This is a genomic window from Streptomyces tubercidicus (genome assembly GCF_027497495.1).
GTDB classification, from domain to species: Bacteria; Actinomycetota; Actinomycetes; order Streptomycetales; family Streptomycetaceae; genus Streptomyces; species Streptomyces tubercidicus.
Genome location: NZ_CP114205.1, coordinates 7552266 through 7568225, shown reverse-complemented (window position 1 = coordinate 7568225; position 15960 = coordinate 7552266). Strand labels below are relative to the sequence as shown.

Here is a 15960-nt window from a genome sequence, read left to right as displayed (position 1 = left end):
CGCGGATGCCGGGCCCGGCCCCGACCGGCCCCCCGCGAGGGCCGTTCGGCCCCTCCTGCGGCCTCGTGCCGCATGCGACGGTCGGGGCCACAGGTGCAGGGGGTGCGTGATGTTCCCTAGCGACTTCCTCCGGCCGTGGCGGCACAGCCCGCTCCGACGGCGTTCGGATGTGGCGGAGGGCTGGCTGGTGCTGGTGACCGCCGTGCTGATCGCCCTGGGCGCGCCGGCCGCCGGGCTGGCCGCCGCGCAGGCCGTGGACGACGGAACCGAGCTGGCACGGCAGGGCCGGCACACGATATCGGCCGTACTGACCGAGGATCCGCCGCCCCGGATCGGAGTGGACGTCTCCGGAGGCGTCGGCACCCGGATCCACGCGACGGTGCGCTGGACGGCCGCCGACGGCTCGACCCGCACGGGCGTCACGACGGTGGCGCCGGACCTGCGGGCCGGTGACCGCACCACCGCCTTGGTCGACCGCCACGGGGCGCTGGTGCGCGACCCCGTCACACCCCGGCAGGCAACGGGCGAGAGCATCGCCCTCGGTACCGTGGCCGGCACCTCGGCCGGGCTGCTGCTCCTCGGCGCCCAGCGCACCGGCCGCGCCCTGTTGAACCGCCACCGCTACGCCCAGTGGGAACGGGAGTGGGCGGCCGAAGACCCCAGGTGGGGGCAGCGGGCGACGTGACACGGCGGGCCGCCGACGGACGGCGGGCGGTCCCTGCGGCGCGCCCCGGGCCCACAGTCGTGGTGCCATGGAAGGGACACCGACGAACGGACTCGTCCCATGACCGGCGCGCCGTCCCTGGCAGGGTGTCTGCACTCCCTGCGGGCCGTCATCTTCGACACCGACGGGGTCATCATCGACTCCGCCACGGTGCACGCCGCGGCCTGGAAGGGCGCCTTCGACGCCTGCCTCGCGGCCGTGGGCGGGCAGCGCCCCTTCGATCCGGTGGACGACTATCTGCGCCATGTCGACGGCCGGGCCCGGGAGGACGGCGCTGCCGCGTTCCTGCACTCCCGGGGGCTTGACCTGCCGCTCGGCGACCCGGACGACGCGCCGGGCACGGCCACCGTCCGCGCCGTCGCGGCCCGCAAGGAAGAGTTGTTCAGCGAGAGCCTGCGGGACCACCCCCTGGTCCCCTGGCCGGGCACCGTGCGTCTGCTGGCGGCGCTGCGGCACCACGGGGTGCCGTCAGCCGCCGTCTCGGCCTCGCGCCATGCGACCGAGCTGCTGTCCGCGGCCGGGGTGCGCCCGTTCTTCGCGGCCGTGGTGGACGGCAACGAGGTCAACCGGCTGGGGCTGCCGGGGAAACCGGACCCGGCGCTCTTCGTGGAAGCGGCCCGGCGGCTCGATGTCCCGCCCCAGGACACCGCCGTGGTGGAGGACGCCCTGGCCGGCGTCGAAGCCGGCCGCCGCGGCGGATTCGGGCTGGTGGTGGGCGTGGACCGGACGGCCGGCCCGTACAGCGCCACCGCACTGCGCCGCCGGGGCGCCGATGTGGTGGTGGCCGACCCCGGTGAGCTGCTGATGCCGGAGGAGGGCGGATGACGCGCGCCTGGACCTGGTCGTACGAGGGGTACGACCCGGATACGGAACGGCTGCGCGAAACCCTGTGCACCCTCGGCAACGGCTACTTCGCCACCCGCGGCGCGGCATCCGAGGCGCTCGACGGTCCGGTGCACTATCCGGGTACCTATGCCGCCGGCTGCTACAACCGGCTGCTGTCCACCGTGGCGGGCCGCTCCGTCGAGAACGAGGACATGGTCAATCTGCCCAACTGGCTCCCGCTGCGCTACCGGATCTGCCCCGCCGACGCGGCCCCCGGCCCCTGGCTCTCCCCCGACCACCCGCATCTGACGGAGCACCGGCAGACGCTGGACCTGAGCCATGGCACCCTGACCCGCTGGTCGGTCTACGAGGACGAGGCCGGCCGGCGGCTGACCGTGGAGCAGTGCCGCCTGGTGCACATGGGCGAGCCGCATCTGGCCGCGCTGCGTACCTGCTTCGCGTCCGACGGGTGGACGGGCGCGGTGGAGGTGGAGGCCGGGATCGACGGTGCGGTCCGCAATGCCGGTGTCGCGCGCTACCACGGCCTCGCGGACCAGCATCTGACGGGCTGGGAGACCGGCGCCGAGCAGCCGGACACGGTATGGCTGAGCTGCCGCACCCTCGACTCGGACATCCGTATCGCGCTGGCCTCCCGGATCCGCACCCCCTCCGGCCATGACGGGCCGCCCCGGCCGCAGGTGACCGCGCTGCGGGCGTCCCACACGCTGATCCTGCCGCTCACCCCCGACGCCCCCGCGGTCGTCGAGAAGACCGTGGCGCTGTACACCTCCCGCGACCCGGCGATCGAGAGCCCGCGGCACGCGGCCGTGGACGCGGTGGCCCTCGCCCCGCACTTCCGGCGGCTGCGCGCCGAACACCGCCGCGCCTGGGAGAACCTGTGGCGGCAGGCCAAGCTGGAGGTCCCCGGTGAGGCGGGCCGCATCCTGCGGCTGCACCTCTTCCATGTGCTCCAGACGCTCTCGCCGCACACCGCCGAGCTGGATGTCGGGGTGCCGGCCCGGGGTCTGCACGGCGAGGCGTACCGGGGGCATGTCTTCTGGGACGAGCTGTTCGTGCTGCCGTTCCTGAACCTGCACCTCCCGCAGGTCTCCTTGGCCCTGCTCGACTACCGCTACCGTCGGCTGCCCGCCGCCTGCCATGCGGCGCGGGAGGCGGGCCGTACCGGGGCGATGTACCCGTGGCAGAGCGCGGGCGACGGCCGCGAGGAGACCCAGCAGCTCCATCTCAATCCGCGCTCGGGGCACTGGCTGCCCGATCACTCCCGGCTCCAGCACCACGTCGGGTCGGCGATCGCCTACAACGTGTGGCAGTACGGACAGGCCAGCGGCGACACGGAGTTTCTGCACACCAGGGGCGCGGAGATGCTGCTGGAGATCGCCCGCTTCTGGGCCTCGGCGGTGGACTGGGACGCCTCCCTGGGCCGCTACCGCATCCGCGGGGTGGTGGGACCCGACGAGTACCACGACGGCTATCCGGACGCCGCCGCACCCGGAGTCGACGACAACGCCTACACCAATGTCACGGCGGCCTGGGTGCTGAGGCGCGCGCTCGACCTGTGCCACACCCTGCCCGAGCCCCATCAGCGGCAGCTCTTCGAACGGATCCAGCTGTCCCCCGAGGAGCCCGAGCGCTGGGACGACATCGCACACCGGCTCCATGTGCCCTACCACCGCGGAGTGATCAGCCAGTTCGCCGGATACGAGGACCTCGCCGAACTCGACTGGCACGGATACCGGCAGCGTTACGGCGACATCCGCCGGCTGGACCGGATCCTGGAGGCGGAGGGCGACACGGTCAACCGCTACCAGGCATCCAAACAGGCCGATGTCCTGATGCTGGGCTATCTCTTCGCACCGTCGGAGCTCGCCTCGCTGTTCCGCGGGCTCGGCTACCCCCTCGACGAGGACACCTGGCACGCCACCGTCGACTACTACCTGCACCGCACCAGTCACGGTTCGACGCTCAGCGCCCTGGTCCACGCCTGGGTGCTGGCCCGGGTCCACCGCCCGGACGCCTGGACCTACTGCCAGGAGGCGCTGACCGGGGACGTGGCGGACGTCCAGGGCGGCACCACCGCGGAGGGCATCCACCTGGGCGCGATGGCCGGCACCCTGGACTTCGTCCAGCGCGGCATGACCGGTCTGGAAACCCGTGAGCAGGCACTGTGGCTCGATCCGGCGCCGCTGCGCGAGCTCTCGAAGTTCGGGGTGCGGATCCGCTACCGGCGCCACTGGGACGTCGATCTGCGGATCCGTGCCGACCAGGTGCGGATCGCGGTCCCGGCCTCCGAGAACGCCCCGGTACGGGTGAACCTGCGTGACCGATCGTTCGCCCTCGCACCCGGTACGTCACGGCGGCTGAGCCTGCCGGGTGGCTGAGGGGGCCGAAGGGCCCTATCGGCCCTGGCCCGCCCGGCCCTCCTGCGCGGCGTGCCCGGCGCCTTTCAATGGGTGGCAGCGGCCCGGAGGCCGGCCGGAATCGTGCGGACAGGTGAGACTTATGCGGCGGCAGACGACGACCCCTCGGCGGGAGCCTTCGCTGCGCGTGCCGATCGTCGTCACGCTCGTCGGTGAGCTGGACTACCCCAGTGCGGCCCGCGCCAACAGGGAGCTCGATCCCGTGACGGCCGGGGACCGTCCGCACATGGTGCTGGACCTGACGCGGGTGGACTTTCTGGACTGCGGCGGTATCGGCGTGCTGTGCCGCGCCCGCCGCCGTACCCGTGCGCACGGCGGCCGGCTCTCTCTGGTGATCACCGACCCCCGCTTCCTGCGCATTCTGGACGCCGTCGGCCTCACCGGCAGCTTCGACATCCTCAGCGCCGCTCCGGACACGGCCCGCCCGGCGGACGACGGGCCGTGCGTCACCGGATGCGACGGGCCGGTCAGCGCCGCAGCGGCCCCTCACAGCTGAAGTCCGCGGTGCCGGCCTTGCCCGAGGACCAGATCTCGGTGGGGCCGAAGGAGCAGTTCATATCGGCGAAGTTGTTCGCCGCGGGCTCGGCCCGGTCGAGGAGGAAGTAGTCGACCGTCTCGGCCATGTCCTTGAAGACCTGGTCGGGGCTGGCGGAGTTGCTGAGGTTGGCGGTGATCCGGCCGGTGCACAGGAACCGGCCGTAGCCCGGGTCGCCGCCGTCCTTGCAGGTGGGATGGCTTGCGGTGGCGGCGGTGAAGGCGCTCTGCACCTCGGCGGGGGTGGACAGTTTCAGGGAGCCGTTGGGGACGTAGGCCGTCTTCGGCACGAACAGGTCCTCGACGATGGCGATCTGGGTGTTGAGGAAGGCGTCGTACTGTTGCTGGAGCCCCGCGTCGGACCCCATACGGTTGCGCCAGGAGTCGAACCCGGCCGGGTCGTCGGCGCGCAGTTGCCGGTACATCTCCTGGAGCTTCGCCGGGTAGTCGCGCCACAGGAACTCGAAGAACGTCCCGGCGTAGTTGTAGAAGCGGAAGCCGTCGCCGGCGTAGGTCGCATGCAGCAGCTGGCTGACGCTCATCCGTGGCCCGCCGCCCGCCGTGTCCGCGATGATGCCCTTGACCAGCGACCGGCGTACGGCGATCCCGTCGTCACGGGTCGAGCCGTCGAAGAATTCGGCGCTGCCCTCGTCCATGGCGGTGGTGCGGTCGCCCTCGTACCAGGGGCCTTCACCGAAGAAACCGGGGACGGCAAACCGGCCGTTCAGGTAGTGGACGTACTCGTGCCGGAAGAGCTCTTCGAGGGTGAGGGTGGAGTCCTGGGGGACGCGGCGCTGGTAGGTGTAGAAGGTGGCGCCGCGCTCGATGTAGACGCCGCCGTTGTTGGTGGCCATGCCGGTGAGCAGAGGGTGGTAGATCTCGTAGTCGGCGCGCGAGGCGTACAGCACGATGTTCAGGGTGGTGTTGGGGTCGCCGGCGAGCGGCTCACTGGTCCCGATCACCCGGTGGAACTGGGCTTTGACCTGCTTGGACGCGTAGTAGAGCTGGTCGACGGTGGCGCGGTCGAGGGCGGTGCGGACCTTGATGGCGCCGTTGTCGTAGGAGTAGGTGTACGGGAAGATCCGCTTTTCGATGTCCGCCTTGCACACCCCGTACGGGGCGCAGGCCCCGAAGTAGTTGAGCCAGCCGGCGACCTTGCCCCAAGGCTCGCTGCCCTCGCCGTAGTTCTGCACGGTGGTGGGGATCAGGGCGCCGAGGTCGGTGATGATGCCCGGCCTGAGCGTGGCGATCTCACCGAAGCGGCCGTACTCGCTGAGGGCGTCGCGGATGACCCAGGCGTTGGGTGTGCCCTTGAGATGGGTGTAGCCCACAAAGCCCTTGAAGACGGCCCGGTAGCCGGGATCGGCGGTGACCGCGGCGACGAAGGCGCTGTCCTTGTTACCGGGGTAGACGCCCAGGTAGTTGACGGTGAGCGCGGCGAGGGCGGCATTCCCCCATGACGGGTCCTTGTGGGTGGCCGGGTGGGACGCGTCCATGGTCGCCAGGACCCGGCGGATCAGGCCGAGTTGATGCTGGCGCAGCCCGGGGGCGCTGGCGGCGGTCAGGGCCTCGCGCAGGGTGTCGGCGTTGGCGCGGGTGACGTCGAAGGTACGGGCCGCGGTGGCGAAGGCGTCGACGGCACGGCGGATGGCGTCGACGGTGGGGCCGTCGGTGATGTCGATCTCGTCGTGCGAGAAGTCCTGATAGGCCACCGCGTGCAGATACGTGAACATCTCATACAGATGGCTGCCGTTCTTGCCGTCGTGGGCGGCGGCCAGACCGGTGATGCGACGGGCCACGGCCTGGACATGGGCGTCGGACATGACCGGGATGAGCCGGGCGTCCCAGGTCCAGACGAGCGTGCGCAGACAGTCGTCGGCGGTGACGGCCGGGTCGGCGAGGAAGTCCGCGAACCGTTCGGGGCTCAGCCCCGTGATGCCGTCGAGGGTGCAGGGGGCGACGGCGGGTCTGGGACCGTGCGGGACGGTGACGGGTCTGGTCTGCGGCCCCGGTATCCGGCCCCGCTCGGTGCGGGAACGGGGCGCCGATGCGGATTTCGGGGTGAACTTCGGTGCTCTGGCGAGGCGTTGGACCTGGTCGAAGGGGTTGGGCGTGGGTGCCGCGGCCCGGTGTGCGGGCTGCTCGGCGCGGGCCCCCCGGTCGGGGGTGGCCGAGGTGCGGGGCGCGGCGAGGACCGACGGGGCGACGGGCAGGGCGAGGGCCGTGACGAGGGTCGCGGCCAGCAGGATCCTGCGCGGGGTAGGCGTATGTGACACCTGAACCTCCGGGAGGGGGTGGGGGGTTGAGTGAGGGGCGCGAGGGGAGCGGCCTTCACTCCACGAGATGTGACCTATAACATAGTAATGTGAAATTGCACTGACAAGGCTTCAGACCCCCTCTTTCCCGGAGGCGTCGACATGACCTCGCGTACCGCCCAACTCCACACCGGCAGCCATGACTTGCCGGTTTCGGACGCCCTCGCCGACTTCATGACCGGCCAGTGGGCCACCACCCCGCTCCCCGCCGACACCCCCCGCGTCCCCGGCTTCGCGCTCTTCGCCGACCGCCGGATCCGGCTCGCCGCCCGCTTCCCCGGCGAGCGACTGCTCGTCCCCGCAGGCGAGTTGACGGTCCGCTCCCATGACTGCGATCACCGCTTCCGCCCCCACAGCGCCTACGCCTGGCTGACCGGGCTGACGGGCGAGGACCAGCCGGGACATGTCCTGGTGCTGGAGCCGGACGGCGAGGCCGTGCTGTACCTACGTCCCCGCTCACCACGGGACAGCGGCGGGGAGTTCTACCGGGACCGCAAATACGGCGAGTTCTGGGTGGGCCGCCGCCCCGATCTCACCGAGGCCGGGCGGCTCACCGGCATCCGCTGCGCCCACCTGGACGACCTGATACGCCACCGAACCGACCGGGACGCCTCCCGCGACACCGAACTCGCCTGCGCGCTCAGCGAATTGAGACTGATCAAGGACACCTGGGAGGTCAGCCGGCTCCAACAGGCCGTCGATCACACCGTCACCGGCTTCGAGGATGTCGTACGGTCCCTCCCCGCCGCCCTCCGCCATCCCCGCGGGGAACGCTGGATCGAAGGGGTCTTCCAGCTACGCGCCCGCGCCGAGGGCAACGGCACGGGCTATGAGACCATCGCCGCCGCCGGCGCCCACGCCTGCGTACTCCACTGGATCCGCAACGACGGCCCGCTCGACCCTAGCCAACTGCTGCTGCTCGACGCGGGCGTGGAAACCGACTCGCTCTACACCGCCGACATCACCCGCACCCTCCCGCTCTCCGGCCGCTTCTCCCCCGTCCAGCGCCGGGTGTACGAGCTGGTACTCGCCGCCCAAGACGCCGGCATCGCCGCCCTCAAACCCGGGGCGAGCTTCCGCGACTTCCACCGCGCCTGCACGACCGTCCTGGCCGAGGGCCTGGCCGACTGGGGCGTACTCCCCATCCCGGCAACGGAGGACCTGGCCCCCGACAGCGGCCTGTACCGGCGTTACACCCTCTGCAGTTCGGGCCATATGCTCGGCCTCGACGTACACGACTGCGGCCGCGCCCGCGCCGAGCAATACCTGGACGGCACCCTGGCAGAAGGCCAGGTCCTCACCGTCGAACCGGGCCTCTACCTCCAGCCCGACGACGAAACCCTGCCCCCCGAACTACGCGGCATCGGCATCCGCATCGAGGACGACCTGGTCATCACGGCGGACGGGGCACGGCTGATGTCCTCGGCACTGCCACGTACGGCCGACGGCGTGGAGGAATGGATGGCCGGCCTCCTGGAGGGGGGTTTGCCGCTGTCCTAGCGTGGAGGCATGGAGGAAGACGGGGCAGCAGGGGCACCGCCGGGCCCGGACGAGAACGGCTTTCCCGCTTATTGGGCGGGGCGGTGTGGTGGGCTGGCGGAGATGGACGCCGAGCTGGTGCGTTGCCGGGCGTGTCCTCGGCTGGTGGGGTGGCGGGAGGAGACGGCCGCGCGGCCGCGGGCGGCGTTCCGGGGGCAGGAGTACTGGGCCCGCCCCGTTCCGGGGTTCGGGCCGGCGGATGCGGCGCTGGCCGTCGTCGGGCTGGCGCCGGCCGCGCACGGGGGCAATCGCACCGGCCGGATGTTCACCGGGGACGCCTCCGGGGACTTCCTGTTCGCCGCGCTGCATACGGTCGGCCTCGCCTCCCAGCCGACGGCGACGGGCCGGGGCGACGGGCTGGAGCTGTACGGGGTGCGGGTCACCGCGCCGGTGCACTGCGCTCCGCCGGAGAACCGGCCGACGCCCGCCGAGCGCCGTACCTGCCGGCCGTGGCTGGCAGCGGAGCTGGAGCTGCTCAGCCCGAGCCTGCGTGCGGTGGTCGCCCTGGGCGCCTTCGGCTGGCAGGCGCTGCTGCCCGTACTCGGCGAAACGGGATGGCCGCTCCCCCGGCCCCGCCCCGCTTTCGGCCACGGGGTGCAGCTGACCCTGCCCGCCACCGGTCAGCGGCGGGAGCTCCATGTGCTCGGGAGCTACCACCCCAGCCAGCGCAACACCTTCACCGGCCGACTCACCTCCGAGATGCTCGTCGAGCTGCTGGCCCGCGCCGCCGGACTCGCGGGTCTGACGCCGTGAGCGGACGGACTCCGAGGGCGCGGGGCGGGCTCCGCCCTCACCCCGCCCCGGTCACCGCGCGCCATACACCGGCTGCGGCGCCTCCGCGGCGGCCAGCAGCTTGCGGGTGGTTTCGCCCGCCTCGGTGGGGGTCCAGCGGGTGCCCTTGTCCGCGGTGGGGCCGGGGCGCCAGCCCTCCATCACGGTGATCCGGCCGGCTTCGGCCTCGAAGACCCGGCCGGTGACTCCGGCGCTGTCGGCGGAGGCCAGCCAGACCACCAGCGGGGAGACATTCTCCGGGGCCATCGCGTCGAACTCCCCGGCGGCGGGCGCCGCCATCGTCGCGGCGAAGGTCCGCTCGGTCATCCGGGTGCGGGCGGCCGGTGCGAGGGCGTTGATCTGTACGCCGTAGGGGGCCAGTTCGGCGGCGGCGACGAGGGTGAGGCCGATGATGCCGGCCTTCGCGGCGGAGTAGTTGCCCTGGCCGACGCTGCCGAGCAGCCCGGCGCCCGAACCGGTGTTGATGATCCGGGCGTCGGGCGTACGGCCCGCCTTGGCCTCGGCCCGCCAGTGCGCGGCGGCATGCCGCAACGGCAGGAAGTGGCCCTTGAGATGGACGCGGATGACGGCGTCCCAGTCGTCCTCGTCGAGATTGACGAGCATCCGGTCGCGCAGGAACCCGGCGTTGTTGACGAGGGCGTCGAGTCGGCCGAAGGCGTCCAGGGCGGTGGTGATGAGCGAGGCGGCGCCGTCGGTGGTGGTGATGTCGCCGGTGTGGGCGACGGCCCGGCCGCCGATTGCGCGGATCTCGTCGGCGACCTGCTGGGCCGGTCCGGCGGAGGCGCCGGCTCCGTCGGGGGCCACGCCGAGGTCGTTCACCACGACCGCCGCTCCTTCCACGGCGAGCGCCAGGGCATGGGCGCGGCCCAGACCGCGGCCCGCTCCGGTGACGACGGCGACGCGTCCGGTGCAGATGCCGGTGCGGTTTCCGGTGCCGGTCATGTCAGGTCTCCTGTTCCGTCATGGCGGATCTCCGTAAGTTGTTAGTCGGCCCGGGAGGGCCGGATGTGGCTCATGGCGGCTTGCCAGTCGTGGCTCCCAAGGAGTGGCCGTCCGGCTCTCCGGGGCGCCCTGGCTGCTGATTGAGATGTGCGCGCCTTGTGCGGTCGCTGTTTACGGAGATGACAGTGGGGTGTTCCTCGGGCCGACGGCACGCTGTGCGGAACGAGGAGGGGCAAGTGGACAAGCGGCAGGCCCAGGTCTGGGCCGGCATCGACGCAGGCAAGGGCCACCACTGGGCGGCGGTGGTCGACGAGACCGGCGCGACCCTGTGGTCGAAGAAGATCGACAACGACGAATCGGCGATCCTGACCGCGCTCGGCGAGATCCTCGATCTGGCGGACGAGGTCTCCTGGGCGGTGGACATCTGCGGCACGTCCTCCGCGCTGCTGCTGGCCCTGCTCGCAGCCCACGGCCAGCAGGCCGTCTACGTGCCCGGCCGCACCGTCAACCGCATGTCCGGCGCCTACCATGGCGAGGCCAAGACCGACGCCCGCGACGCCTACGTCATCGCCGAAACCGCCCGCCATCGCCGCGACTTCGCCGTGATCGGCGTGCCGGCCCAGCTGGCCGCCGACCTCGCACTGCTGACCGCCCACCGCGCCGACCTCGTGGCTGACCGGGTGCGGATGATCAACCGCCTGCGCGACGTGCTGACCGGTGTCTTCCCCGCGCTGGAGCGGGCCTTCGACTACAGCAGCCACAAGGGCGCGCTGGTGCTGCTGACCGGCTACCAGACCCCGGCCGCGATCCGCCGCCGCGGCCGGGCCAGGCTGACGGCATGGCTGGCCAACCGCAGCGTGCGAGGTGCCGATGCCGTCGCGGCGACCGCGCTGGAAGCCGCCCAGGCCCAGCAGACCGCGCTGCCGGGCGAGGACGTCGCCGCGCAGATCGTGGCCGACTTGGCCGCACAGATCCTCGCCCTGGATGACCGGCTCAAGCGGATCGACAAGCAGATCCGCGAGACCTTCCGCAGTCATCCGCAGGCGGAGATCATCGAGTCCCTGCCCGGCATGGGCCCCATACTCGGCGCCGAGTTCGTCGTTGCCGCAGGTGACCTTGCTGCCTACGCGGACGCCGGCCATCTCGCTTCCGCGGCCGGGCTCGTGCCCGTCCCACGCGACTCGGGACGCCGGACCGGCAACCTGCACCGGCCCAAGCGCTACAGCCGCCGACTGCGACGGGTGTTCTACATGTCCGCGCAGACCAGCATCATCCGCGAGGGGCCGAACCGCGACTTCTACCTCAAGAAGCGCGGCGAGGGCTGCAAGCATGTCCAGGCCGTCATCGCTCTGGCTCGGCGACGGGCCAGCGTTCTGTGGGCTCTTCTGCGCGACAACCGGGTCTTCACCCCCGCCCTGCCCGTCGCGCAGCAGGCTTGACTCGTTCATTGAGACTCCTCGGGGGCTTCGGGCGTGGTGGGGTGGTTGACGGTGGCGGCGCCGAGGAAGGCGGGGCGCTCACCGCCGCCGTGGGCGAGCAGGCTCGCGCCGGTGAGATACCCGGCACGGTCGGAGGCGAGGAAGACGCAGGCGTCGCCGATCTCGGCGGGTTCGGCGAGCCGGCCGAGCGGGACGGTGGCCCCGACGGCGGCGATGCCCGCCTCGTCCCCGTAGTGCAGAGCGGCGAGTTCGGTGCGCACCATGCCGAGGACGAGGGTGTTGACCCGGACCCTGGGGGCCCATTCGACGGCCATGGAGCGGGCCAGATTCTCCAGGCCCGCCTTGGCGGCGCCGTAGGCGGCGGTACCGGGCGAGGGGCGGGTGCCGCTGACGCTGCCGATCATGATGACCGAGCCCCCGGCCGGTTGGTCGCGCAGCACCTCGTACGCGGCGAGCGAGGCGGTCAGCGGCGCGAGGAGGTTCAGTTCGACGACCCGGGCGTGCCGTTCGGCGGCGGTCTGGCCGAGGAGGCGGTACGGCGTGCCTCCGGCGTTGTTGACCAGGCAGTCCAGCCGGCCGTGCGCCGCCGCGACCTGCGGGAAGAAGGCCCGTACGGCGGCCGGGTCGCACAGGTCGAGGGGGCGGAAGTGCGCGGTGCGGCCCGCCGCGGTCACGGGGGCGTCCGGCGGCCGCCGGGCGCAGACCACCACCTCCGCGCCGGCCTGCAGAAACGCACGGGCGATACCCGCACCGACGCCCCGGGTGCCGCCGGTGATGACGGCGACCCGTCCCGCCAGATCGAGGGTCAGGCTCATTCGGCACCCCTCCCGCAGCGCGCGATCCGCTGCTAGCTTCGCTACCTAACAAACGCTTGGTGGAAAGGTAGCTGATCGCCTCATGGGTGTCTCCACCTCCACACCGGACCAGGGCATCGCCGTCATCACCGTCGACTTCCCGCCGGTCAACGCCCTTCCCGTACAGGGCTGGTACGACCTCGCCGACGCGGTGCGCACGGCCGGCCACGACCCCGGCATCCGCTGTGTCGTCCTGACCGCCACCGGCCGCGGCTTCAACGCGGGTGTCGACATCAAGGAGATGCAGCGGGACACCGCGGCGGGTGGGCACGGTGTCCTGATCGGTGCCAACCACGGCTGCGCCGAAGCGTTTTCTGCGGTGTACGCCTGCGAGGTACCCGTGATCGCGGCGGTGCACGGCTTCTGTCTGGGCGGCGGTATCGGCCTCGTCGGCAACGCGGATGTGATCGTGGCGAGCGAGGACGCCACGTTCGGGCTACCGGAGCTGGACCGCGGCGCGCTCGGCGCGGCCACCCATCTGGCACGGCTGGTCCCCCAGCATCTGATGCGCGCGCTCTACTACACCTCGCGCACCGCCACCGCCGCCGAACTGCATGCGCACGGCTCGGTCTGGAAGGTCGTCCCGCGCGCCGAACTCCCCGGTGCGGCACGGGACTTGGCGCGCGAGATCGCACGCAAGGACGGCAATCTGCTCCGTCTCGCCAAGGCCGCCCTGAACGGCATCGACCCCGTCGACGTCCGGCGCAGTTACCGCTACGAGCAGGGCTTCACCTTCGAGGCGAACCTCAGCGGGGTCGCCGACCGCGTCCGCGACACCTTCGGCGCGCCCGACGGCGCACCGGCCAAGGAGGTCTGAACGATGACCGACAAGACCATGACGGCCGAGGAGGTCGTCTCCCGGCTGCACAGCGGGATGACCCTCGGCATCGGCGGCTGGGGGTCGCGCCGTAAGCCGATGGCGCTGGTACGCGCGCTGCTCCGCTCCGACATCACCGATCTCACCGTGATCTCGTACGGCGGACCCGATGTCGGCCTGCTGGCCGCCGCGGGCCGGATCCGTAAGCTGGTCGCAGCGTTCGCGACCCTGGACTCGATCCCCCTCGAACCGCACTTCCGCGCGGCCCGTCAGCGCGGGGCGTTCGAGCTGATGGAGGTCGACGAGGCGATGTTCATGTGGGGGCTGCACGCCGCCGCCAACCGGCTGCCGTTCCTCCCCGTACGGGCCGGTCTCGGTTCGGACGTCATGCGCGTCAACCCCGGCCTGCAGACGGTCACTTCGCCCTACGAGGACGGCGAGACCTTCGTCGCCATGCCGGCCCTGCGGATGGATGCCGCGCTGGTCCATCTGAACCGTGCCGACCGCCTCGGCAACGGCCAGTATCTGGGCCCTGATCCCTACTTCGACGATCTGTTCTGCGAGGCCGCCGACCGCGCGTATCTCTCCTGCGAGCGGCTGGTGGACGGGTTCGCCGCCGCGGCCCCGCAGACGCTGCTGGTGAACCGGCACTCGGTCACCGGGGTCGTGGAGGCCCCCAACGGCGCGCACTTCACCTCCTGTGTCCCGGACTACGGCCGTGACGAGCCCTTCCAGAAGCTCTATGCGACCACGCCCTGGCCGGAGTTCGCCGAACGGTTCCTGGGCGGCGACGAGAAGACCTACCAGTCCGCGGTCCAGACCTGGCACGAGGAGCAGCAGTGAGCAGCACCACCACGACCCGCGCCGAGTACTGCGTGATCGCCTGCGCCGACGCCTGGCGGGACAACGGCGAGGTGCTCGCGAGCCCGATGGGCCTGATCCCGTCAATCGGCGCGCGGCTCGCCAAGCGCACCTTCGCGCCCGATCTGCTGCTCACCGACGGCGAGGCGATGCTGGTGGGGCTCGACGGGGCGGCCGAGGGCTGGCTGCCGTACCGCCGGCATCTCACCATGGTCACCGGCGGCAGGCGCCATGTGATGATGGGCGCGAGCCAGCTCGACCGCTTCGGCAACCAGAACATCTCCTGTATCGGCGACTGGCAGCAGCCGTCCCGCCAGCTCCTCGGGGTACGCGGCGCACCCGTCAACACCCTGAACAATCCGGTGAGTTACTGGGTACCGAAGCATTCGCAGCGGGTCTTCGTCGCGCGGGTCGACATGATCAGCGGGGTCGGGTACGACAGCGCGGCCGCCGCCGGCCCGTCCGCGACCCGCTACCACCGCATTCCGCGGGTGGTCTCCGACCTCGGCGTTCTCGACTTCGAGACGCCGGAACGGACCATGCGGCTGGCCTCCGTCCATCCCGGTGTGACGGCCGCGGAGGTCCAGGCGGCCACCGGATTCCCGCTCACCCGGCCCGACGAGGTCCCGTATACCCGGGAGCCCACCGCCTCGGAACTGCGGCTGATCCGTACGGTCATCGACCCGGACGGGCTGCGCGACCGCGAGGTGCCGCCGGCATGACGGCCACCACGGGCATCGAGACCCCGCTGACCAGGCTCGTCGGGGTGCGCCACCCCCTGGTGCAGACCGGCATGGGGTGGGTGGCCGGGCCCCGGCTGGTCTCGGCCGCCGCCAACGCGGGCGCCCTGGGCATCCTCGCCTCGGCCACCATGACCGTCGAGCAGCTGCGGGCGGCGGTCCGCGAGGTCACGTCCCGTACGGACGCGCCGTTCGGGGTCAATCTGCGGGCGGACGCGGGGGATGCGGCGGAGCGGGTGCGCCTCATCGTGGACGAGGGCGTACGGGTCGCCTCATTCGCGCTGGCGCCCTCCCGGGAGCTGATCGCCCGGCTCAAGGACGCGGGGGTCGTCGTCATCCCGTCCGTCGGGGCCCGCCGCCATGCCGAGAAGGTCGCGGCCTGGGGCGCGGACGCGGTCGTCGTACAGGGCGGGGAGGGCGGCGGGCACACCGGGAATGTGGCCACCACCGTGCTGCTGCCGCAGGTCGTGGACGCGGTCGAGATCCCGGTGATCGCCGCGGGCGGTTTCTTCGACGGCCGCGGCCTGGTCGCGGCGCTGGCCTACGGTGCGGCCGGAATCGCGATGGGCACCCGCTTTCTGCTGACGTCCGACAGCACCGTGCCACCGGCCGTCCAGGCCCGCTATCTGGCGGCGGCCGTCAAGGACATCACCGTCACCACGAAGGTGGACGGTCTGCCGCACCGGATGCTGCGCAGCGAACTGGTCGAGACCCTGGAACGGTCCGGGCGCACCACCGCGCTGCTCCGGGCGGTGCGCCATGCCGCGTCGTTCCGGAAGCTGTCCGGTCTGAGCTGGGCCCAGATGGTGCGTGACGGCCTGGCGATGAGACATGGCAGGGACCTCACCTGGAGCCAGGTCCTGCTCGCGGCCAACGCACCGATGCTGCTCAAGGCATCGATGGTCGAGGGCCGTACCGATCTCGGGGTGATGGCTTCCGGCCAGGTCGCCGGGGTGATCGAGGATCTGCCGTCGTGCGCGGAGCTGGTCGACCGGATCATGGCCGAGGCTCACCGGACGCTGACCGGGCTGCCACCGGAGGCGCCGGGCTGAGCGGGCCGCCCACCGCGGCTCGGCCGGAGCGGGTTCCGGCCGGGCCGCGGCTCGGGGCGCACCGGAGCGTCGTACCGAAGGGGCGCCG

General features: G+C 72.0%; 14 protein-coding genes. 11 read left to right on the top strand and 3 right to left on the bottom strand.

The genetic code is table 11. The features are described from left to right. Positions 1–109 precede the first annotated feature (109 nt). From STRTU_RS33155 to STRTU_RS33140, 4 genes are all read left to right on the top strand, one after another. Positions 110–685 (top strand): Rv1733c family protein, encoded by a 576-nt coding sequence (locus STRTU_RS33155; protein WP_246241585.1) that lies wholly within the window; start codon positions 110–112, stop codon positions 683–685. 99 nt (positions 686–784) lie between these two features. Continuing rightward, complete coding sequence (locus tag STRTU_RS33150) at positions 785–1549, top strand: HAD family hydrolase (RefSeq protein ID WP_159748774.1); 765 nt, start codon at positions 785–787, stop codon at positions 1547–1549. Continuing rightward, entirely contained in the window at positions 1546–3948 is a 2403-nt protein-coding gene (locus STRTU_RS33145; protein ID WP_159748773.1) for a glycoside hydrolase family 65 protein, read from the top strand. Before STRTU_RS33150 ends, STRTU_RS33145 begins: the two co-directional genes overlap by 4 nt. A gap of 121 nt (positions 3949–4069) precedes the next feature. Beyond that, the gene (locus STRTU_RS33140) at positions 4070–4483 is read left to right on the top strand and encodes an STAS domain-containing protein (protein WP_159748772.1); all 414 of its coding nucleotides are present in this window, start codon (positions 4070–4072) and stop codon (positions 4481–4483) included. Here the strand turns inward: STRTU_RS33140 and STRTU_RS33135 are convergent. Next, entirely contained in the window at positions 4455–6797 is a 2343-nt protein-coding gene (locus tag STRTU_RS33135; protein WP_159748771.1) for a collagenase, read from the bottom strand. The two genes, STRTU_RS33140 and STRTU_RS33135, sit on opposite strands and share 29 nt — an antisense overlap. Before the next feature lie 141 nt (positions 6798–6938). Between STRTU_RS33135 and STRTU_RS33130 the strand changes: the two genes are divergently transcribed. Together STRTU_RS33130 and STRTU_RS33125 are read left to right on the top strand one after the other, a co-directional pair. Next, positions 6939–8336 carry an aminopeptidase P family protein gene (locus tag STRTU_RS33130; protein WP_159748770.1) on the top strand — a complete coding sequence of 466 codons (1398 nt, stop codon included), beginning with the start codon at positions 6939–6941 and terminating at the stop codon, positions 8334–8336. Between the two features lie 9 nt (positions 8337–8345). Continuing rightward, positions 8346–9128 carry a uracil-DNA glycosylase gene (locus STRTU_RS33125; RefSeq protein ID WP_159748769.1) on the top strand — a complete coding sequence of 261 codons (783 nt, stop codon included), beginning with the start codon at positions 8346–8348 and terminating at the stop codon, positions 9126–9128. Positions 9129–9179: 51 nt separating this feature from the next. On the opposite strand, the gene STRTU_RS33120 is transcribed toward STRTU_RS33125, so the two are convergent. Continuing rightward, positions 9180–10109: an SDR family oxidoreductase gene (locus STRTU_RS33120; RefSeq protein WP_159748768.1), complete on the bottom strand. Its 930-nt coding sequence runs from the start codon at positions 10107–10109 to the stop codon at positions 9180–9182. A 236-nt stretch (positions 10110–10345) separates the two neighbouring features. Here STRTU_RS33120 and STRTU_RS33115 point away from each other — a divergent pair, with 236 nt between their 5' ends. After that, a complete protein-coding gene (locus STRTU_RS33115; protein WP_159743809.1) occupies positions 10346–11548 on the top strand; it encodes an IS110 family RNA-guided transposase in 1203 nt (400 codons plus the stop codon). Positions 11549–11553: 5 nt separating this feature from the next. Here STRTU_RS33115 and STRTU_RS33110 read toward each other — a convergent pair whose 3' ends face one another. Next, entirely contained in the window at positions 11554–12363 is an 810-nt protein-coding gene (locus STRTU_RS33110; RefSeq protein WP_159748767.1) for an SDR family oxidoreductase, read from the bottom strand. Between the two features lie 82 nt (positions 12364–12445). Here STRTU_RS33110 and STRTU_RS33105 point away from each other — a divergent pair, with 82 nt between their 5' ends. The 4 genes from STRTU_RS33105 to STRTU_RS33090 are packed head-to-tail and all read left to right on the top strand — an operon-like array spanning position 12446 to position 15872. After that, positions 12446–13219: an enoyl-CoA hydratase family protein gene (locus STRTU_RS33105; protein ID WP_159748766.1), complete on the top strand. Its 774-nt coding sequence runs from the start codon at positions 12446–12448 to the stop codon at positions 13217–13219. A 3-nt stretch (positions 13220–13222) separates the two neighbouring features. After that, on the top strand, positions 13223–14062 hold the full coding sequence (locus STRTU_RS33100; RefSeq protein WP_159748765.1) for a CoA transferase subunit A: 840 nt from the start codon (positions 13223–13225) through the stop codon (positions 14060–14062). Continuing rightward, positions 14059–14802 carry a CoA-transferase subunit beta gene (locus tag STRTU_RS33095; protein WP_159748764.1) on the top strand — a complete coding sequence of 248 codons (744 nt, stop codon included), beginning with the start codon at positions 14059–14061 and terminating at the stop codon, positions 14800–14802. Before STRTU_RS33100 ends, STRTU_RS33095 begins: the two co-directional genes overlap by 4 nt. Before the next feature lie 14 nt (positions 14803–14816). Continuing rightward, positions 14817–15872: an NAD(P)H-dependent flavin oxidoreductase gene (locus STRTU_RS33090; protein WP_159749851.1), complete on the top strand. Its 1056-nt coding sequence runs from the start codon at positions 14817–14819 to the stop codon at positions 15870–15872. Positions 15873–15960 lie beyond the last annotated feature (88 nt).